The organism is Pseudomonas graminis, from assembly GCF_004364335.1.
GTDB lineage: Bacteria > Pseudomonadota > Gammaproteobacteria > Pseudomonadales > Pseudomonadaceae > Aquipseudomonas > Aquipseudomonas graminis_D.
The window spans coordinates 163,539-180,648 of sequence record NZ_SOCR01000013.1 but is presented as its reverse complement, the minus strand read 5'-3'; the positions used below and the strand labels follow the sequence as shown (position 1 = coordinate 180,648).

Here is a 17,110-nt window from a genome sequence, read left to right as displayed (position 1 = left end):
GGAAAAGACTGATTATGCCGTATGGATGCGGTCAGAGAGGGGGAGCAAGCTCCCCCTCTGGACTTTCCCCGGACACTAGTGACGCTCTGCGTGGGAATGCATCCGCTGACGCTCCGCGTCACGGTTGACGCCAAGCGCACGGACGATCGGATGTTGAAACTGTAGGAGCCGGCTTGCTGGCGAATGCGGTGAATCAGCCATGGAGAGATCTACTGACCCACCGTTTTCGCCAGCAAGCCGGCTCCTACAGGGCGTTTCGGGCCGGGCTCAGGCTAAAACCCCTGTTCCCGCAGCCGCTTGTACAGCGTATTCCGGCTCACCCCCAGCCGCTTCGCCAGCTGCGAGATGTTCCCGCCCGCCGCCTGCAACAACTCACTCAGCTCTTCCGGCGTGTCCAGCGCGGCTTTGCGGTTGAGCACTGTTTCAGGCTCGACGGTTTCGCAGCCCATCGCCAGATCGGCGAAAAAGTCTTCCGGCAGATGCTCGGTGGAAATCGGTTGATCGTCGGCCAGTGCCAACGCCACCTGAATCACATTGCTCAACTGCCGCAAATTGCCCGGCCACGGGTGCCGTTCGAACAGCTCCATCACCTGTGGCTCAAAACCCGCTGTCTGCTGCGGTTCGCGGTGCTGCTCCCAGATCGCTCGGACCAGCGCGGGTTTATCGCTACGATCCCGCAACGGCGGCAACTCCAGGTTCAGGCCACTGATGCGGTAGTACAAATCCTGACGAAAGCGTCCGTTCTGCACATGCTCGCGCAATGAACAATGGGTCGCGGAAATCACCCGGATGTCCACCGGATACAACTCGCTGCTGCCCACCGGCTGCACGCATCGTTCCTGCAACACCCGCAGCAGACGCGCCTGAACCGGCAGCGGCATGTCGCCGATCTCGTCGAGAAACAGCGTGCCTTTGTCGGCCTTGCGGATCAGCCCGATGCTGCCTTTATGGTGAGCGCCGGTGAACGCGCCTTTTTCATAGCCAAACAGTTCCGCCTCGACCAGCTCCGACGGGATCGCCGCGCAGTTCACGGCAATCATCGGCTGATCAGCCCGGGAGCTGGCGCGGTGCAGGGCCTTGACGAACACTTCCTTGCCCACACCCGTCTCGCCGAGGATCAACAGCGGAACGTTTTTCTCCAGCAGTCGCTGCCCCTGACGCGCGGCTTTCTCGACCCGCTCGTCGCCCATGCCGGGTTCGATGGCGCCGACCACCATTGACCGGGATGGAATCGGCACCTGCACCTGGACCGGCACCGTTCTGAGCTTGAGCACCGGTGCTTTCGGCCGCTTCAGCACGCAATGAAAACGATTGTGACCAGAGGCTTGAAGCGGGAAGGGCTGGCCTTCCGTTTGATCAAGCAGGTCGGCGATCGGCGCCTTGAACAGATTTTCAATATTGGCGTTGAGCAGGCTGACGCCCAGCAGGTTGTCGGCACGGCGGTTGGCGCAGAGCACCCGGCCGCTTTCATCGAACACCAGCAGGCCGGCCCACTGGCTGTCGAGGTTGTTCAGGCCGGTGTTGAACACCAGTTGGAAGTGACTGTGCTGGAACTGGTCAAGGATCAGCCGGTTTTCGATGGTCTGGCTCATCATCTTGACCATCCCAAGGGTGTGGGAGGGCGGCAGGAAGCTGTCGCTGGACACATCGAGCACCGCGATCATCCGCCGCGACGCATCGAAAATCGGTGCCGCCGAACCGGTCATGAAACGGTTGGCCTTGAGAAAGTGTTCATCGTGTTCAATGTGAACAGCCTGTTCACAGGCCAGCGCCGTACCGATGGCGTTAGTGCCTGCCCCTTGTTCCAGCCAGCTGGCCCCGGCGACGAAACCGGGCTGTTGATCCGGTTCGACGAAGCGCTTGTTGCCCCAGGAATTGAGGACCTGGCCCTGCTGATCGGCGAGCAGGATCAGGCAGTTGGAATTGCTGAGGATGTCCTCATAGAAGGGCAGCACCTGCTGATGGGTGGTCTGCACCAATGAATGATGGCGCTCGAGCAGTTGCGACACCTGATGATCGGGCAGGCGACCGAAGGACGGACGTGACTGGTGGTCGAGGCCGAACTCGCGGCAACGGGCCCACGAGTCCTGAATGATGGTGTCGTGGCTGGGGGATACGCCTGCTGTGGCCATGAAATGGCTCCGTCCGAGTACTTTTATTTATTGTTGTCGAGATGCCGCTAGGCAGAGCATCCCTGCTCGAAAACGTCCACCCATTGTTGTTCAGGATTGTTCAAAGTCAATGTTCATTTTGTTCAGGTGTTCAGCCTTTCCTGTTCATTTATGTTCATCAACGAATGCCGCCTTGTGCGGCAAATTGTCGCAACCGCTCTAGTCCGCGTATTACAGCCAGAAAGATGCTGAGCAAGCCGGTTGGCACGATTGTCGCTATCCAACAATCGGTCAGCACAATCGGTCAACGGATGTCACGACCTGCCACAAGGCAAACACGCAACACCCCGAACAAAACAAATAAAAAGGGCACGCCATGTCTCTCACGCTTGAGCACGTCAGCCGCGCCGTCGACGGTCAGATCTGGATCGATGATGCTTCGCTGAGCTTTGAACCCGGCTCATTCAATGTATTGCTGGGGCGCACCTTATCAGGCAAAACCAGCCTGATGCGCTTGATGGCCGGTCTGGACAAGCCAGACAGCGGCCGGGTACTGATGAATGGCAAAGATGTCACCCAGGTCGCGGTGCGTCATCGCAATGTCTCCATGGTTTATCAGCAGTTCATCAACTATCCGAGCATGACCGTCTACGACAACATCGCCTCGCCACTGCGCCAGGCCAAGATGTCGAAGGACGAAATCGACCGCCGCGTTCGCGAAACCGCGAAAATGCTGCGCATCGAAAAATTCCTCAGCCGTTATCCCCTCGAATTGTCCGGCGGCCAGCAGCAGCGCACGGCCATGGCGCGGGCGCTGGTCAAGGACGCCGAACTGATTCTGTTCGATGAGCCGCTGGTCAACCTCGACTACAAGCTGCGCGAAGAGCTGCGTCAGGAGATGCGCCAGTTGTTCGAAACGCGCAATACCATCGCCATCTACGCCACCACCGAGCCGAACGAAGCGCTGGCCCTGGGCGGGACCACCACGATTCTGCACGAAGGCCGCGTGATCCAGAGCGGCCGTACGCCCGAGGTGTACCACCAGCCGAAAACCGTGCTGGCCGCCGAGCTGTTCTCCGAGCCGCCGATCAACCTGATGCCCGGCCGTATCGAAGGCAACGAAGTGAGCTTCGCCAACTTCGTGCACTTCCCGCTGAACGTTGACCTGCGCACCATCGGCGACGGCGAATACCGCTTTGGTGTTCGCCCAAGTCATCTGAGTCTGGTGCCGTCCAACGACGACGACCTTGAACTGGCGGTGACCGTCGAGCTCGCCGAGATCAGCGGTTCCGAGACTTTCCTGCACGTGCGCAACGAGCATTTCTCGCTGGTGCTGCATTTGCCGGGCGTCCACGAGTACGACGTGGACACGCCGATTCGCGTGTACATACCGACTCACAAACTGTTCGTATTCGATCAGCAGGGCGGCCTGATTCAGGCGCCGGGCCTGCGTATGGCGAGGGTTGCCTGATGGCCGAGATCCGCTTGCAACAACTCGCGCACAGTTACAGCGCCAATCCGACCGGCCCTGAAGACTATGCGATCCGCGAAATGACTCACATCTGGGAGCAGGGCGGCGCGTATGCCTTGCTCGGCCCGTCCGGCTGCGGCAAATCGACCCTGCTCAATATCATCTCCGGCCTGCTCAGCCCGTCTGAGGGCAAGGTCCTGTTCGACACCACCGTGGTCAACGACATGTCGCCGGAAGAGCGCAACATCGCTCAGGTTTTCCAGTTCCCGGTGGTCTACGACACCATGACGGTGTACGACAACCTCGCCTTCCCGCTGCGCAATCAGGGCATGCCGGAAGCGAAAGTGAAGATCAAGGTGCAGGAAATCGCCGACGTGCTGGATCTGCAGCCGTTGCTGAAGAAGAAAGCCAAAGGCCTCACCGCTGACGAAAAACAGAAAGTCTCCATGGGCCGCGGGCTGGTTCGTGATGACGTGTCGGCGATCCTGTTCGACGAACCGCTGACCGTGATCGACCCGCATCTGAAGTGGAAGCTGCGCCGCAAGCTCAAGCAGATTCACGAGCAGTTCAACATCACCATGGTCTACGTCACCCACGATCAGCTGGAGGCCTCCACCTTCGCCGACAAGATCGCGGTGATGTACGGCGGCCAGATCGTCCAGTTCGGCACGCCCCGCGAGCTGTTCGAAAAACCGCACCACACCTTCGTCGGCTACTTCATCGGCAGCCCCGGCATGAACCTCATCGAGGTCAAGCCTGAAGCCGGCGGCGTGGGCTTTGGCGGCATTCATCTGCCGTTGTCCGAAGCCTTGCAGCAGCGCCTCGCGGCCACTCAGTGGAGCACGTTGAAGGTCGGGATTCGTCCCGAGTTCGTGCACGTCTGGGACGCCCCTGTCGATGACGCCATGCAAGCCGAAGTGACCTACGTCGAGGACCTGGGGACCTACAAGATCCTCACCCTGAAACTGGCAGGCCAGCTGTTGAAAGTGCGCGTGCAGGAAGACAAGCCGGTGCCCCAGGGCCAGGCCTGGATCAGTTTCCCGGCGCAATGGCTGATGCTCTACGCCGATGAATTTCTGCTGGAGGCCGCCACCCACACACTGCCGGCCAGCGAGGTGTCCCATGACTAAGGTGCAAAACAACAAGGCCTGGTGGCTGGTGCTGCCGGTGTTCCTGCTGGTGGCATTCAGCGCCATCATTCCGATGATGACCGTGGTCAACTATTCGGTGCAGGACATCTTCGACCAGTCCAGCCGTTACTTCGTCGGCGCCGACTGGTTCCGGCAAGTGCTGCAGGACCCGCGCCTGCATGATTCGCTGCTGCGCCAGTTCATCTACTCCGCCTGCGTGCTGCTGATCGAAATCCCGCTGGGCATCGGCATCGCCCTGACCATGCCGACCAAGGGACGCTGGTCGTCGCTATGCCTGATCGTCATGACCATTCCGCTGCTGATCCCCTTCAACGTGGTCGGCACCATCTGGCAGATCTTCGGCCGTGGCGACATCGGCCTGCTGGGCTGGATCCTCAACGATGTGCTGGGCATCAGCTACAACTACGCGGCCAACGCGTCGGACGCCTGGGTGACCGTGCTGGTCATCGACGTCTGGCACTGGACCTCGCTGGTGGCGTTGCTGTGCTACTCGGGTCTGCGCGCCATTCCGGACGTGTACTACCAGGCGGCGCGGATTGATCGGGCTTCCAACTGGGCCGTGTTTCGACACATCCAGCTGCCGAAGATGAAGAGCGTGCTGCTGATCGCCGTGATGCTGCGCTTCATGGACAGCTTCATGATCTACACCGAGCCGTTCGTGCTCACCGGTGGCGGTCCGGGCAACTCGACGACCTTCCTCAGCCAGACCCTGACGACCATGGCGCTCGGCCAGTTCGACCTGGGCCCTGCGGCGGCGTTCTCGCTGGTGTATTTCCTGATCATTCTGTTGGTGTCGTGGGTGTTCTACACCGCGATGACCCACAGCGAAAAGAACTGAGGAGCGCCCATGAACAAGCGCGAGAAAGTGTCGTTCAAAAAGCTCATACCGCTGTGGATCTACCTGCTGTTTCTGCTGATCCCGATCTACTGGCTGGTCAACATGTCGTTCAAGACCAACACCGAAATCCTCGGTGGCCTGACCCTGTTCCCACAGGACTTCACGCTGGCGAACTACAAGGTGATCTTCACCGACGAAAGCTGGTACAGCGGCTATATCAACTCGCTGTACTACGTCTGCCTGAATATGGTCATATCGCTGAGCGTCGCATTGCCTGCGGCCTATGCGTTTTCCCGCTATCGTTTCCTCGGCGACAAGCACCTGTTCTTCTGGCTCCTGACCAACCGGATGGCGCCGCCTGCGGTTTTCCTGCTGCCGTTCTTCCAGCTGTACTCGTCCATCGGCCTGTTCGACACGCACATTGCGGTAGCGTTGGCGCACTGCCTGTTCAACGTGCCGCTGGCGGTGTGGATCCTGGAAGGCTTCATGTCCGGGGTGCCCAAGGAGATTGACGAAACCGCCTACATCGATGGCTACAGCTTTCCCAAGTTCTTCGGCAAGATTTTCATCCCGCTGATTGGCTCGGGCATCGGTGTCACGGCGTTCTTTTGCTTCATGTTCTCCTGGGTCGAACTGCTGCTGGCGCGCACGCTGACCTCGGTCAACGCCAAGCCGATCGCGGCGGTCATGACCCGTACCGTTTCGGCATCGGGGATCGATTGGGGGGTGCTGGCAGCGGCGGGGGTGTTGACCATTCTGCCGGGCATGCTGGTTATCTGGTTCGTTCGTAATCACGTGGTCAAGGGCTTCGCCCTTGGTCGTGTCTGAGGAGTCGAAAAATGGAGTGGATGTCCTGGACCCTGCCAACTGCTATTTTCTTTGCGTCCATCGCTGCGATTCTGGTGGCGATGACGGCCTGGGAATTGCGTTCGGCGAGTATTGAACGTCGCGGTTTTCTCCCGATCGCCACCACACGCGGCGATCGTCTGTTCATCGGCCTGCTCGGAAGCGCCTACCTGCACCTGCTGGTCATCGGCGCGACGAGCTGGAATATCTGGGTGGCCTCGGGGCTTTCCCTGGTCTGGTTGTTGGTGGTGATGCGTTGGGGTTGAAGAAAAGCGACATGTAGCTGTAGGTGCGCTCGCCCGAAGGCGGTGTGTCAGGCGATTCGTCCTGTACAGGCTGACCGTATTCGCGGGCAAGCGCGCTCCTGCAGAGCAAGATGCGAACAGGTTGGATCACATAAGAATCAACACAAGAGGTGTCTATGTTCAATAAGAAAAACAAGCTGCGACATAGTGTGACGGTAGCGACGATGGTAATGCTCAGTGGCTTGAGCGTTTCGGCATGGGCCGATCAGTACGAGGATGCCGCCAAGAAGTGGGCCTCCAGCGAGTTCAAGCCGACCACGCTGTCTGATGCCGATCAGCTCAAGGAGCTGGAGTGGTTCATCAAGGCGGCCGAGCCGTTCCGCGGCATGGACATCAAGGTGGTTTCCGAAACCTTGACCACCCATGAATACGAATCCAAAACCCTGGCCAAGGCGTTCACCGAAATCACCGGCATCAAGGTCACTCATGACCTGCTGCAGGAAGGCGACGTGATCGAGAAGCTGCAGACTGCCATGCAGTCTAACCAGAGTATCTATGACGGCTGGGTCAACGACTCCGACCTGATCGGTACGCACTTCCGCTACGGCAAGGCGATGTCTCTGACCGACCTGATGGCCAGCCCGGAAGGTTCGAAAGTCACTTCTCCGACGCTCGACATCAAAGACTTCATCGGCACCTCATTCACCACGTCGCCTGAAGTCAAAGACGCATCAGGCAAAGTCGTCACGCCGGCCAAACTGTATCAACTGCCTGACCAACAGTTCGCCAACCTGTACTGGTTCCGCGCCGACTGGTTTGACCGTCCTGATCTGAAAGAAAAATTCAAGGCCAAATACGGCTACGAGCTGGGCGTTCCGGTGAACTGGTCCGCTTATGAAGACATCGCCAAGTTCTTCAGCGAAGACGTCAAGGAACTTGACGGCAAGAAAGTCTACGGCCACATGGACTACGGCAAGAAAGACCCGTCCCTGGGCTGGCGCTTCACCGATGCCTGGTTCTCCATGGCTGGCAGCGGCGATAAAGGCTTGCCGAACGGCTTGCCGGTCGATGAGTGGGGCATCCGTGTAGAAGACTGCCACCCGGTCGGTTCGAGCATCACCCGCGGCGGCGACACCAACGGCCCGGCCGCAGTGTTCGCCACTCAGAAATACATCGACTGGCTCAAGGCTTACGCACCACCTGAAGCGGCAGGCATGACGTTCTCCGAGTCCGGGCCGGTGCCGTCCCAGGGTAACGTCGCTCAGCAGATCTTCTGGTACACCGCTTTCACCGCTGACATGACCAAGCCAGGTCTGCCAGTCATGAACGCCGACGGCACGCCGAAATGGCGGATGGCGCCATCGCCAAAAGGTCCGTACTGGAAAGAAGGCATGAAGCTGGGTTATCAGGACGTAGGCTCCTGGACCTTCCTCAAGTCCACCGAAGAGAAGAAGCGCCTGGCCGCCTGGCTCTACGCGCAGTTCGTGACGTCGAAGTCTGTCTCGCTGAAGAAAACCATCGTGGGCCTGACGCCGATCCGCGAATCGGACATCAACTCCAAAGAGATGACCGCCCTGGCGCCGAAACTCGGTGGTCTGGTCGAGTTTTATCGCAGCCCGGCCCGTGTGCAATGGTCGCCAACCGGCACCAACGTCCCGGATTATCCGAAGCTGGCTCAGTTGTGGTGGAGTCACGTGGCTGAAGCTGTGACCGGCGAGAAGTCGGCACAGGCGGCCCTCGACGGTCTGGCCAAGGATCAGGATGCAATCATGACCCGCATCGAGCGCTCCAAGGTTCAGGAACCAAGTGGTTGCGCGCCTAAGATGAACCCGGAAACCACGGCTGAAGAGTGGTACACCAAAGCCGAGAAGAGCAACGGTGCCTTCCTTGCGCCGCAACGCAAACTGGCCAACGAGAAACCGAAGGGCGAAACCATCGCTTACTCGGACCTCTTGAAGAGCTGGGAAGCCGGGAAGAAGTAACCTGCACGCTTCTATGTTCGGCGCATAAAAAAACGGCACCCTCGGGTGCCGTTTTTCTTGTTCGCGTTTTGATGAGCCGGCTGGCGTTATGCACCGGCCTGAATTATCAGCCGTGCAGTGTCTCTGCGGCATACAGCGTGTTTTCCAGCAGGCAGGCGCGGGTCATGGGGCCGACGCCGCCTGGCACCGGCGTGATCCAGCCGGCGCGGGGCAGGGCGGTTTCGTACACCACATCGCCTACCAGCTTGCCGTCATCCTGACGGTTGATGCCGACGTCGATGACGATGGCGCCTTCCTTGATCCACTCGCCCTTGACCAGACCCGGCTTGCCCGCCGCCACGACCACCAGATCGGCACGACCGACGTGTCCGGCCAGATCCTGGGTGAAGCGATGGGTCACGGTCACGGTGCAGCCGGCCAGCAGCAGCTCCATCGCCATCGGACGACCGACGATGTTGGACGCACCCACCACGACCGCGTCCTTGCCGTACAGATCGACACCGGTGCTTTCCAGCAGGGTCATGATGCCCTTGGGGGTGCACGGGCGCAGCAGTGGAATGCGCTGGGCCAGGCGACCCACGTTGTAGGGGTGGAAGCCGTCGACGTCTTTATCCGGACGGATGCGCTCCAGCAGACTGGAGGATTCCAGATGCTCCGGCAGCGGCAGTTGCAGCAGGATGCCGTCGATGGCCGGGTCGTCGTTGAGGCGATCGATCAGATCGGTCAGTTCGGTCTGGGTGGTTTCACTGGGCAGGTCATAGGCCTGGGAGATGAAGCCGACCTCTTCGCAGTCTTTGCGTTTGTGCGAGACGTAAACCTGAGAGGCGGGGTCGCTGCCGACCAGAATCACCGCGAGGCCGGGCGTGCGCAGGCCTTGCTCGCGACGCTGGGCGACTCGTTGAGCGATCTGCTGGCGCAGGTTGGCTGCGATCGCTTTGCCGTCTATTAGTTTTGCAGTCATTACGCGTGATTAACCATCGGAGGGGGAGGGAAAAAGAGCGCGCATTCTCGCATGACCTGACGCAAGGGCAAAGACGGTTGGTCCGCTTAATAAGCTAACCCCTTTAATTAACTGAATTTTTTTGAAAAAAGTGTTGACGACCTTTTGGGCCGTCTATAAGATTCGTCGCACTTGTCGGGCACAACCCCACACAGGATTAGCCGGAAGCGGCAAATCAGGTCGAAAGGTTGAATAAGTCAGGTAGAGTTAAGATCTGCTCAGCGTGATTGAAAGCTCTTAATTTGCAGTCTCACGAAGGCAAATGAAATAAGTGCCCGTAGCTCAGCTGGATAGAGCATCCGCCTTCTAAGCGGATGGTCGCAGGTTCGAGTCCTGCCGGGTGCGCCATTTAGGCAGCTTTGGCACAAGTAGCATTCAATTTGAATGCGTCGGTTACAACGCGATATGGTGGGCGTAGCTCAGTTGGTAGAGCACGGGATTGTGACTCCCGTTGTCGAGGGTTCGATCCCCTTCGTCCACCCCATATTCGAAAAGGCGCCAGATTCATAATCTGGCGCCTTTGCTTTAAGCGCTTCAAAACGCGGATGTGGTGGAATTGGTAGACACACTGGATTTAGGTTCCAGCGCCGCAAGGTGTGAGAGTTCGAGTCTCTCCGTCCGCACCAGTTAAAAGTCTCGCAACACTTCGGGTGTTGAGGGATGAAAGAAAGCCGCCTTGTGCGGCTTTTTTTGTTTCAACGTGCTGCGTTTTAACGCGGTGCGAGCTTGATGGGTCCATGACACAGGGCTCGTTCGGTGTGCTTCCAGGGACTGGATCATGTTTCGGTCGTCCTTTTGCTTCCTTTATACAGGGGCGTATCAGGTGCGTTCCAGACACCTCCCGCAGGCTGAAACATTCATCTGCGATTCCCGGGCTGCATGCTACCTAATTTACCCTTGTTCAGTAGGGTGACTTCTTGAGTTTGACCCACTAGAATGCTTGCCCTTGATTCTGGGGTCGGAAACGGCCGGCTAACGTCTGTGCAACGAGGAATATCAATGCAAGTTTCTGTTGAAAACACTTCCGCTCTCGAGCGCCGCATGACCATTGGCGTGCCCGCTGAGCGCATCGAGTCTGAAGTCAACAAGCGTCTGCAGCAGACCGCACGTAAAGCCAAGATCCCGGGCTTCCGCCCAGGCAAAGTGCCTATGAGCGTGATCCGCCAGCGTTACGAAGACGGTGCTCGTCAAGAAGCATTAGGCGATCTGATCCAGGCGACCTTCTACGAAGCAGTCGTCGAGCAAAAGCTGAACCCGGCTGGCGCACCTTCCGTCGAGCCTAAAACCTTCGAAAAGGGCAAGGACCTCGAGTACATCGCTACGTTCGAAGTATTCCCTGAATTCACCGTTGCCGGTTTCGAGTCCATTTCCGTCGAGCGTCTGTCGGCTGACGTCGCTGATTCCGATCTGGACAACATGCTGGAAATCCTGCGCAAGCAGAACGTCAGCTTTGAAGTTGCTGACCGCGCTGCGCAAAACGAAGACCAGCTGAACATCGACTTCGTCGGTAAAATCGACGGTGAAGCGTTCGCTGGCGGTTCGGCCACCGGTACTCAGCTGGTGTTGGGTTCGGGTCGCATGATCCCGGGTTTCGAAGACGGTCTGGTTGGCGCCAAAGCCGGCGAAGAGCGCGTTCTGAACCTGACTTTCCCAGAGGATTACCAGAATCTGGAACTGGCTGGCAAAACCGCCGAGTTCACCGTCACCGTCAACACTGTGTCGGCACCGACCCTGCCTGAGCTGAACGAAACGTTTTTCAAGCAGTTCGGCATCAAGGAAACCAACATCGAAGGCTTCCGCACCGAAGTTCGCAAGAACATGGAGCGCGAGCTGCGTCAGGCCATCAAGTCCAAGGTCAAGAATCAGGTAATGGACGGTCTGCTGGCCGCCAACCCGATCGAAGTGCCTAAAGCGCTGCTGGAAAACGAAGTCAACCGTCTGCGCGTTCAGGCTGTTCAGCAGTTCGGCGGCAACATCAAGCCTGACCAACTGCCGGCAGAGCTGTTCGAAGAGCAGGCCAAGCGCCGCGTTGAACTGGGTCTGATCGTGGCTGAAGTCGTCAAGCAATTCGACCTCAAGCCTGACGACACCCGCGTTCGCGAGCTGATTCAGGAAATGGCTTCCGCCTACCAGGAGCCAGAGCAGGTTGTGGCGTGGTACTACAAGAACGAACAGCAAATGAACGAAGTTCGTTCGGTTGTGCTGGAAGAACAAGTTGTGGATACTGTTTTGCAGAAAGCGAGCGTGACCGACAAAGCGGTCTCGTACGAAGAGGCAGTCAAGCCGGTTGAAGCTCCACAAGCCGACTGATTTCCTTCTCTCGTTCGAAAACACCATAAGCCAGCCTTCGCGCTGGCTTATGCGTATTCAAGACATGACTATTTGGGAGTGAATGCGAGACATGTCCCGCAATTCTTATATTCAGCAGAACTCTGACATCCAGGCCGCTGGCGGCCTGGTCCCGATGGTTATCGAGCAGTCCGCCCGTGGCGAGCGCGCCTATGACATCTACTCCCGCCTGCTCAAGGAACGCGTCATCTTCCTGGTCGGTCCGGTTGAAGACTACATGGCCAACCTCATCTCGGCGCAGCTGCTGTTCCTTGAAGCGGAAAACCCGGACAAGGACATCCATCTTTACATCAACTCCCCAGGCGGTTCGGTGACTGCAGGCATGGCGATCTACGACACCATGCAGTTCATCAAGCCGGACGTTTCCACGACCGTCATGGGCCAGGCCTGCAGCATGGGCGCTTTCCTGTTGGCCGGTGGTGCCAAGGGCAAGCGTTTCGCACTGCCGAACTCTCGCGTCATGATTCACCAGCCGTTGGGCGGTTTTCAGGGCCAGGCGTCGGACATCGACATTCACGCCCGGGAAATTCTGTTCATCCGTCAACGTCTGAACGAACTGCTGGCGCACCACACCGGCCAGACGCTGGAAGCGATCGAACGCGACACCAACCGAGACAATTTCATGAGCGCAGAACGCGCTGCTGAATACGGTCTGGTGGACTCGGTCATCGACCGGCGTCAAATGACCAATTGACTGTGTGAAGGGCAATGATCCCGGGCGGTCGGTACTTCCGTGCCGCCTGCGGACTTGAAAAATCGAGCAATTGCCTTCATCTTGTGTTGCAAGCCTACCGGATTGGATCGATCGAATGACTGACACCCGCAACGGCGAGGACAACGGCAAACTGCTTTATTGCTCCTTCTGTGGCAAAAGCCAGCATGAAGTGCGCAAGTTGATTGCCGGCCCCTCGGTATTTGTTTGTGACGAGTGCGTCGACCTGTGCAATGACATCATCCGCGAGGAGGTGCAGGAAGCACAGGCCGAGAGCAGCGCGCATAAACTGCCATCGCCTAAAGAAATCAGCGGCATCCTTGACCAGTACGTCATTGGTCAGGAACGTGCCAAAAAGGTTCTCGCAGTAGCGGTGTACAACCACTACAAGCGACTGAATCAGCGCGACAAGAAAAACGACGACGTTGAACTGGGCAAGAGCAACATCCTGCTGATCGGCCCGACGGGCTCCGGCAAGACCCTGCTGGCCGAAACGCTCGCTCGTTTGCTCAACGTTCCGTTCACTATCGCCGACGCCACCACCCTGACCGAAGCCGGTTATGTGGGTGAGGACGTCGAGAACATCATTCAAAAGCTGTTGCAGAAGTGCGATTACGATGTCGAGAAGGCCCAGATGGGTATTGTCTACATCGACGAAATCGACAAGATTTCGCGCAAGTCCGACAACCCTTCCATCACCCGTGACGTGTCGGGCGAAGGCGTGCAGCAGGCCTTGCTGAAGCTGATTGAAGGCACCGTGGCTTCCGTCCCGCCTCAAGGTGGTCGCAAGCACCCACAGCAGGAATTCCTGCAGGTGGACACGCGTAACATCCTCTTCATCTGTGGCGGTGCGTTCTCTGGCCTGGAAAAGGTCATCCAGAATCGCTCCACCAAAGGCGGCATCGGCTTCAACGCCGAAGTGCGCAGCAAGGAAGAGGGCAAGAAGGTCGGCGAATCCCTGCGTGAAGTCGAGCCTGACGATCTGGTCAAGTTCGGTCTGATCCCGGAGTTCGTGGGTCGTCTGCCTGTTCTGGCGACGCTGGACGAGTTGGACGAAGCTGCGCTGATGCAGATTCTGACCGAGCCGAAGAACGCGCTCACCAAGCAATACGGCAAGTTGTTCGAGATGGAAGGCGTGGACCTCGAGTTCCGTCCGGATGCGTTGAAATCGGTTGCCCGTCGTGCGCTTGAGCGCAAGACCGGTGCTCGCGGTCTGCGCTCCATCCTCGAGGGCGTTCTGCTCGACACCATGTACGAGATCCCGTCGCAGTCCGACGTGAGCAAGGTGGTGATCGATGAAAGCGTGATCGAGGGCACCTCCAAGCCGCTGTTGATTTACGAAAACAGCGAGCCACCTGCCAAGGCGGCACCCGACGCGTAGCCTGCTGGCAACGCACCGGGCGACTGGAAACGAAAAGGGCCCTCGGGCCCTTTTCGCGTTTCCCTCAAGCCGGGTCTGCGTTTCAGCTTTTGCTTTAACTCAAAGCGACGCTTGTTTTTTTAAGGTTCAACCCCCATCTTGATTTTCAGCTTATTTATATCTGTCCATGGCCTGAAGGCCGCCGTAGAGGCGAAATCATGAAGACGACCATTGAACTGCCTCTCTTGCCACTGCGCGATGTTGTGGTTTACCCGCATATGGTTATCCCGCTGTTCGTGGGGCGCGAGAAGTCGATCGAGGCCCTTGAAGCGGCAATGACCGGCGACAAGCAGATCTTGCTGCTGGCGCAACGAAACCCGGCCGACGACGATCCCGGTGAAGAAGCGCTGTACAACGTTGGCACCGTGGCCACCGTGCTGCAGCTGCTGAAGCTGCCGGACGGTACCGTAAAGGTTCTGGTCGAGGGCGAGCAGCGTGGCTCGGTCGAGCGCTTCATTGAGGTCGACGGCCACTGCCGCGCCGAAGTGGCGCTGATCGATGAAGTCGATGCGCCGGATCGTGAATCCGAAGTCTTCGTCCGTAGCCTGCTGGCTCAGTTCGAACAGTACGTACAGCTGGGCAAAAAAGTCCCGGCGGAGGTGCTTTCCTCCCTTAACAGCATCGATGAGCCGGGGCGTCTGGTCGACACCATGGCTGCCCACATGGCGCTGAAGATCGAGCAGAAGCAGGAAATCCTCGAGATCATTGACCTGTCGGCGCGTGTTGAACACGTGCTGGCGTTGCTGGATGCCGAAATTGACCTCCTGCAGGTCGAGAAGCGCATCCGCGGTCGCGTGAAAAAGCAGATGGAGCGCAGTCAGCGCGAGTACTACCTGAATGAGCAGATGAAGGCCATTCAGAAAGAGCTCGGCGACAGCGAGGAAGGCCACAACGAAATCGAAGAGCTGAAAAAGCGCATCGATGCCGCCGGCCTGCCCAAAGACGCGATGACCAAAGCCACCGCCGAGCTGAACAAGCTCAAGCAGATGTCGCCGATGTCCGCCGAGGCCACCGTCGTTCGCTCCTACATTGACTGGCTGGTCCAGGTGCCGTGGAAGGCCCAGAGCAAAGTGCGTCTGGACCTCGCCCGCGCCGAAGACATCCTCGACGCCGACCACTACGGTCTGGACGAAGTCAAAGAGCGGATCCTCGAATACCTCGCCGTTCAAAAGCGCGTGAAGAAGATTCGTGGTCCGGTGTTGTGCCTGGTCGGTCCTCCTGGCGTGGGTAAAACCTCGCTGGCCGAGTCGATCGCCCACGCCACCAACCGCAAATTCGTCCGTATGGCCCTGGGCGGTGTACGCGATGAAGCTGAAATTCGTGGGCACCGTCGTACCTACATCGGTTCGATGCCAGGTCGCCTGATCCAGAAAATGACCAAGGTTGGCGTGCGCAATCCGCTGTTCCTGCTCGATGAAATCGACAAGATGGGCAGCGACATGCGCGGTGACCCGGCTTCGGCGTTGCTGGAAGTGCTGGATCCCGAGCAGAACCACAACTTCAACGACCATTACCTGGAAGTCGATTACGACCTCTCCGACGTGATGTTCCTGTGCACCGCCAACTCGATGAACATTCCGCCGGCGCTCCTTGACCGTATGGAAGTGATCCGCCTGCCCGGCTACACCGAAGACGAGAAGATCAACATCGCGACCAAGTACCTCTCCCCCAAGCAGATCGCTGCCAACGGCTTGAAGAAAGGCGAGATCGAGTTCGAAGTCGAGGCGATACGCGACATCATCCGCTACTACACCCGTGAAGCGGGCGTGCGTAGCCTTGAGCGTCAGATCGCCAAGGTCTGCCGCAAGGCGGTCAAGGAACACGCACACGAGAAGCGTTTTTCAGTGGTCGTGACCGCGGATATGCTCGAGAACTTCCTCGGCGTGCGCAAATTCCGTTATGGCCTGGCTGAGCAGCAGGATCAGGTCGGTCAGGTGACCGGTCTGGCCTGGACTCAGGTCGGCGGCGAGCTGCTGACCATCGAAGCAGCGGTTGTTCCGGGCAAGGGTCAATTGATCAAGACCGGTTCGCTGGGCGATGTCATGGTCGAATCGATCACGGCCGCGCTGACAGTGGTCCGCAGCCGTGCCAAGAGCCTGGGCATTCCTCTGGACTTCCACGAGAAGCGCGACACGCACATCCATATGCCGGAAGGTGCGACGCCGAAAGACGGCCCAAGCGCAGGCGTGGGCATGTGCACGGCGCTGGTGTCGGCACTGACGGGGATTCCGGTCCGCGCGGACGTGGCCATGACGGGTGAAATCACTTTGCGTGGACAGGTGCTGGCAATCGGCGGTCTCAAGGAGAAATTGCTGGCTGCTCACCGTGGTGGCATCAAGACAGTGATCATCCCCGAAGAGAACGTTCGCGATCTGAAGGAGATCCCGGACAACATCAAGGCGGACCTGCAAATCAAACCGGTTAAATGGATTGACGAGGTCCTCCAAATTGCGCTGCAATACGCGCCGGAGCCCTTGCCGGATGTGGCTCCCGAGATGGTTGCCAAGGATGAAAAGCGCGAGTCTGACGCCAAGGGAAGGATCAGCACGCATTAGTCTGGGAGGCCTTCCTTGACAGGTTTTTGGAGCCCTTGCTATAAAGCGGCTCTTCAAGCCTGTTCAGGCCGCTCGTGTTCGTTTGGTTTCACCAAAAAAAACTTAGAAATACTCAAATATATAAGGGGACTTAGAGTGAACAAGTCGGAACTGATTGATGCCATCGCCGCATCCGCTGACATCCCGAAAGCTGCTGCTGGCCGTGCGCTGGACGCTGTAATCGAATCCGTCACTGGCGCTCTCAAGGCTGGCGACTCTGTAGTACTGGTAGGCTTCGGCACTTTCTCCGTCACTGATCGTCCTGCCCGTACCGGCCGTAACCCTCAGACCGGTAAAACCCTGGAAATTCCAGCGGCCAAGAAACCTGGCTTCAAAGCCGGTAAAGCGCTGAAAGAAGCCGTTAACTGAGTTTCTTTTTACTTTGCCCGCC

At 58.4% G+C, this 17,110-nt stretch carries 13 protein-coding genes and 3 tRNA genes; 14 read left to right on the top strand and 2 right to left on the bottom strand.

Translation table 11 applies throughout. The annotated features are described in order from the left end of the window. Positions 1 to 272 precede the first annotated feature (272 nt). On the bottom strand, positions 273 to 2,132 hold the full coding sequence (locus tag EC919_RS22895; protein WP_133776585.1) for a sigma-54-dependent Fis family transcriptional regulator: 1,860 nt from the start codon (positions 2,130 to 2,132) through the stop codon (positions 273 to 275). A 355-nt stretch (positions 2,133 to 2,487) separates the two neighbouring features. Between EC919_RS22895 and EC919_RS22890 the strand changes: the two genes are divergently transcribed. The 6 genes from EC919_RS22890 to EC919_RS22865 all read left to right on the top strand — a co-directional run bounded on the left by EC919_RS22890 (position 2,488) and on the right by EC919_RS22865 (position 8,644). Continuing rightward, complete coding sequence (locus tag EC919_RS22890) at positions 2,488 to 3,582, top strand: ABC transporter ATP-binding protein (protein WP_133776584.1); 1,095 nt, start codon at positions 2,488 to 2,490, stop codon at positions 3,580 to 3,582. Next, positions 3,582 to 4,712: an ABC transporter ATP-binding protein gene (locus EC919_RS22885; RefSeq protein WP_133776583.1), complete on the top strand. Its 1,131-nt coding sequence runs from the start codon at positions 3,582 to 3,584 to the stop codon at positions 4,710 to 4,712. Before EC919_RS22890 ends, EC919_RS22885 begins: the two co-directional genes overlap by 1 nt. Beyond that, positions 4,705 to 5,571, top strand: a complete 867-nt coding sequence (locus EC919_RS22880) for a carbohydrate ABC transporter permease (protein WP_133776582.1) — start codon at positions 4,705 to 4,707, stop codon at positions 5,569 to 5,571. The genes EC919_RS22885 and EC919_RS22880 overlap by 8 nt, the downstream gene beginning before the upstream one ends. A gap of 27 nt (positions 5,572 to 5,598) precedes the next feature. Further along, on the top strand, positions 5,599 to 6,399 hold the full coding sequence (locus EC919_RS22875) for a carbohydrate ABC transporter permease (protein ID WP_133776596.1): 801 nt from the start codon (positions 5,599 to 5,601) through the stop codon (positions 6,397 to 6,399). A gap of 11 nt (positions 6,400 to 6,410) precedes the next feature. After that, complete coding sequence (locus tag EC919_RS22870) at positions 6,411 to 6,683, top strand: DUF2160 domain-containing protein (RefSeq protein WP_037013651.1); 273 nt, start codon at positions 6,411 to 6,413, stop codon at positions 6,681 to 6,683. 155 nt (positions 6,684 to 6,838) lie between these two features. After that, on the top strand, positions 6,839 to 8,644 hold the full coding sequence (locus EC919_RS22865) for an ABC transporter substrate-binding protein (protein ID WP_133776581.1): 1,806 nt from the start codon (positions 6,839 to 6,841) through the stop codon (positions 8,642 to 8,644). Between the two features lie 106 nt (positions 8,645 to 8,750). Here EC919_RS22865 and folD read toward each other — a convergent pair whose 3' ends face one another. Next, entirely contained in the window at positions 8,751 to 9,605 is an 855-nt protein-coding gene (folD, locus tag EC919_RS22860; protein ID WP_133776580.1) for a bifunctional methylenetetrahydrofolate dehydrogenase/methenyltetrahydrofolate cyclohydrolase FolD, read from the bottom strand. A 310-nt stretch (positions 9,606 to 9,915) separates the two neighbouring features. On the opposite strand from folD, the gene EC919_RS22855 reads away from it, so the two are divergent. The 8 genes from EC919_RS22855 to EC919_RS22820 all read left to right on the top strand — a co-directional run bounded on the left by EC919_RS22855 (position 9,916) and on the right by EC919_RS22820 (position 17,088). Beyond that, positions 9,916 to 9,992, top strand: a tRNA-Arg gene (locus tag EC919_RS22855). Between the two features lie 60 nt (positions 9,993 to 10,052). Beyond that, positions 10,053 to 10,128 (top strand) — tRNA-His (locus tag EC919_RS22850). Positions 10,129 to 10,185: 57 nt separating this feature from the next. Then, positions 10,186 to 10,270 (top strand) — tRNA-Leu (locus EC919_RS22845). Between the two features lie 373 nt (positions 10,271 to 10,643). Beyond that, positions 10,644 to 11,954, top strand: coding sequence for a trigger factor (gene tig / locus EC919_RS22840; RefSeq protein ID WP_133776579.1), 1,311 nt, complete (start codon positions 10,644 to 10,646; stop codon positions 11,952 to 11,954). Between the two features lie 91 nt (positions 11,955 to 12,045). Next, entirely contained in the window at positions 12,046 to 12,687 is a 642-nt protein-coding gene (gene clpP / locus EC919_RS22835; protein ID WP_133776578.1) for an ATP-dependent Clp endopeptidase proteolytic subunit ClpP, read from the top strand. A 115-nt stretch (positions 12,688 to 12,802) separates the two neighbouring features. Then, complete coding sequence (gene clpX / locus EC919_RS22830; RefSeq protein ID WP_037013640.1) at positions 12,803 to 14,086, top strand: ATP-dependent Clp protease ATP-binding subunit ClpX; 1,284 nt, start codon at positions 12,803 to 12,805, stop codon at positions 14,084 to 14,086. Between the two features lie 197 nt (positions 14,087 to 14,283). Beyond that, a complete protein-coding gene (gene lon, locus EC919_RS22825) occupies positions 14,284 to 16,680 on the top strand; it encodes an endopeptidase La (protein ID WP_133776577.1) in 2,397 nt (798 codons plus the stop codon). A 135-nt stretch (positions 16,681 to 16,815) separates the two neighbouring features. Next, positions 16,816 to 17,088 (top strand): HU family DNA-binding protein, encoded by a 273-nt coding sequence (locus EC919_RS22820; RefSeq protein ID WP_003183171.1) that lies wholly within the window; start codon positions 16,816 to 16,818, stop codon positions 17,086 to 17,088. Positions 17,089 to 17,110: the final 22 nt, after the last annotated feature.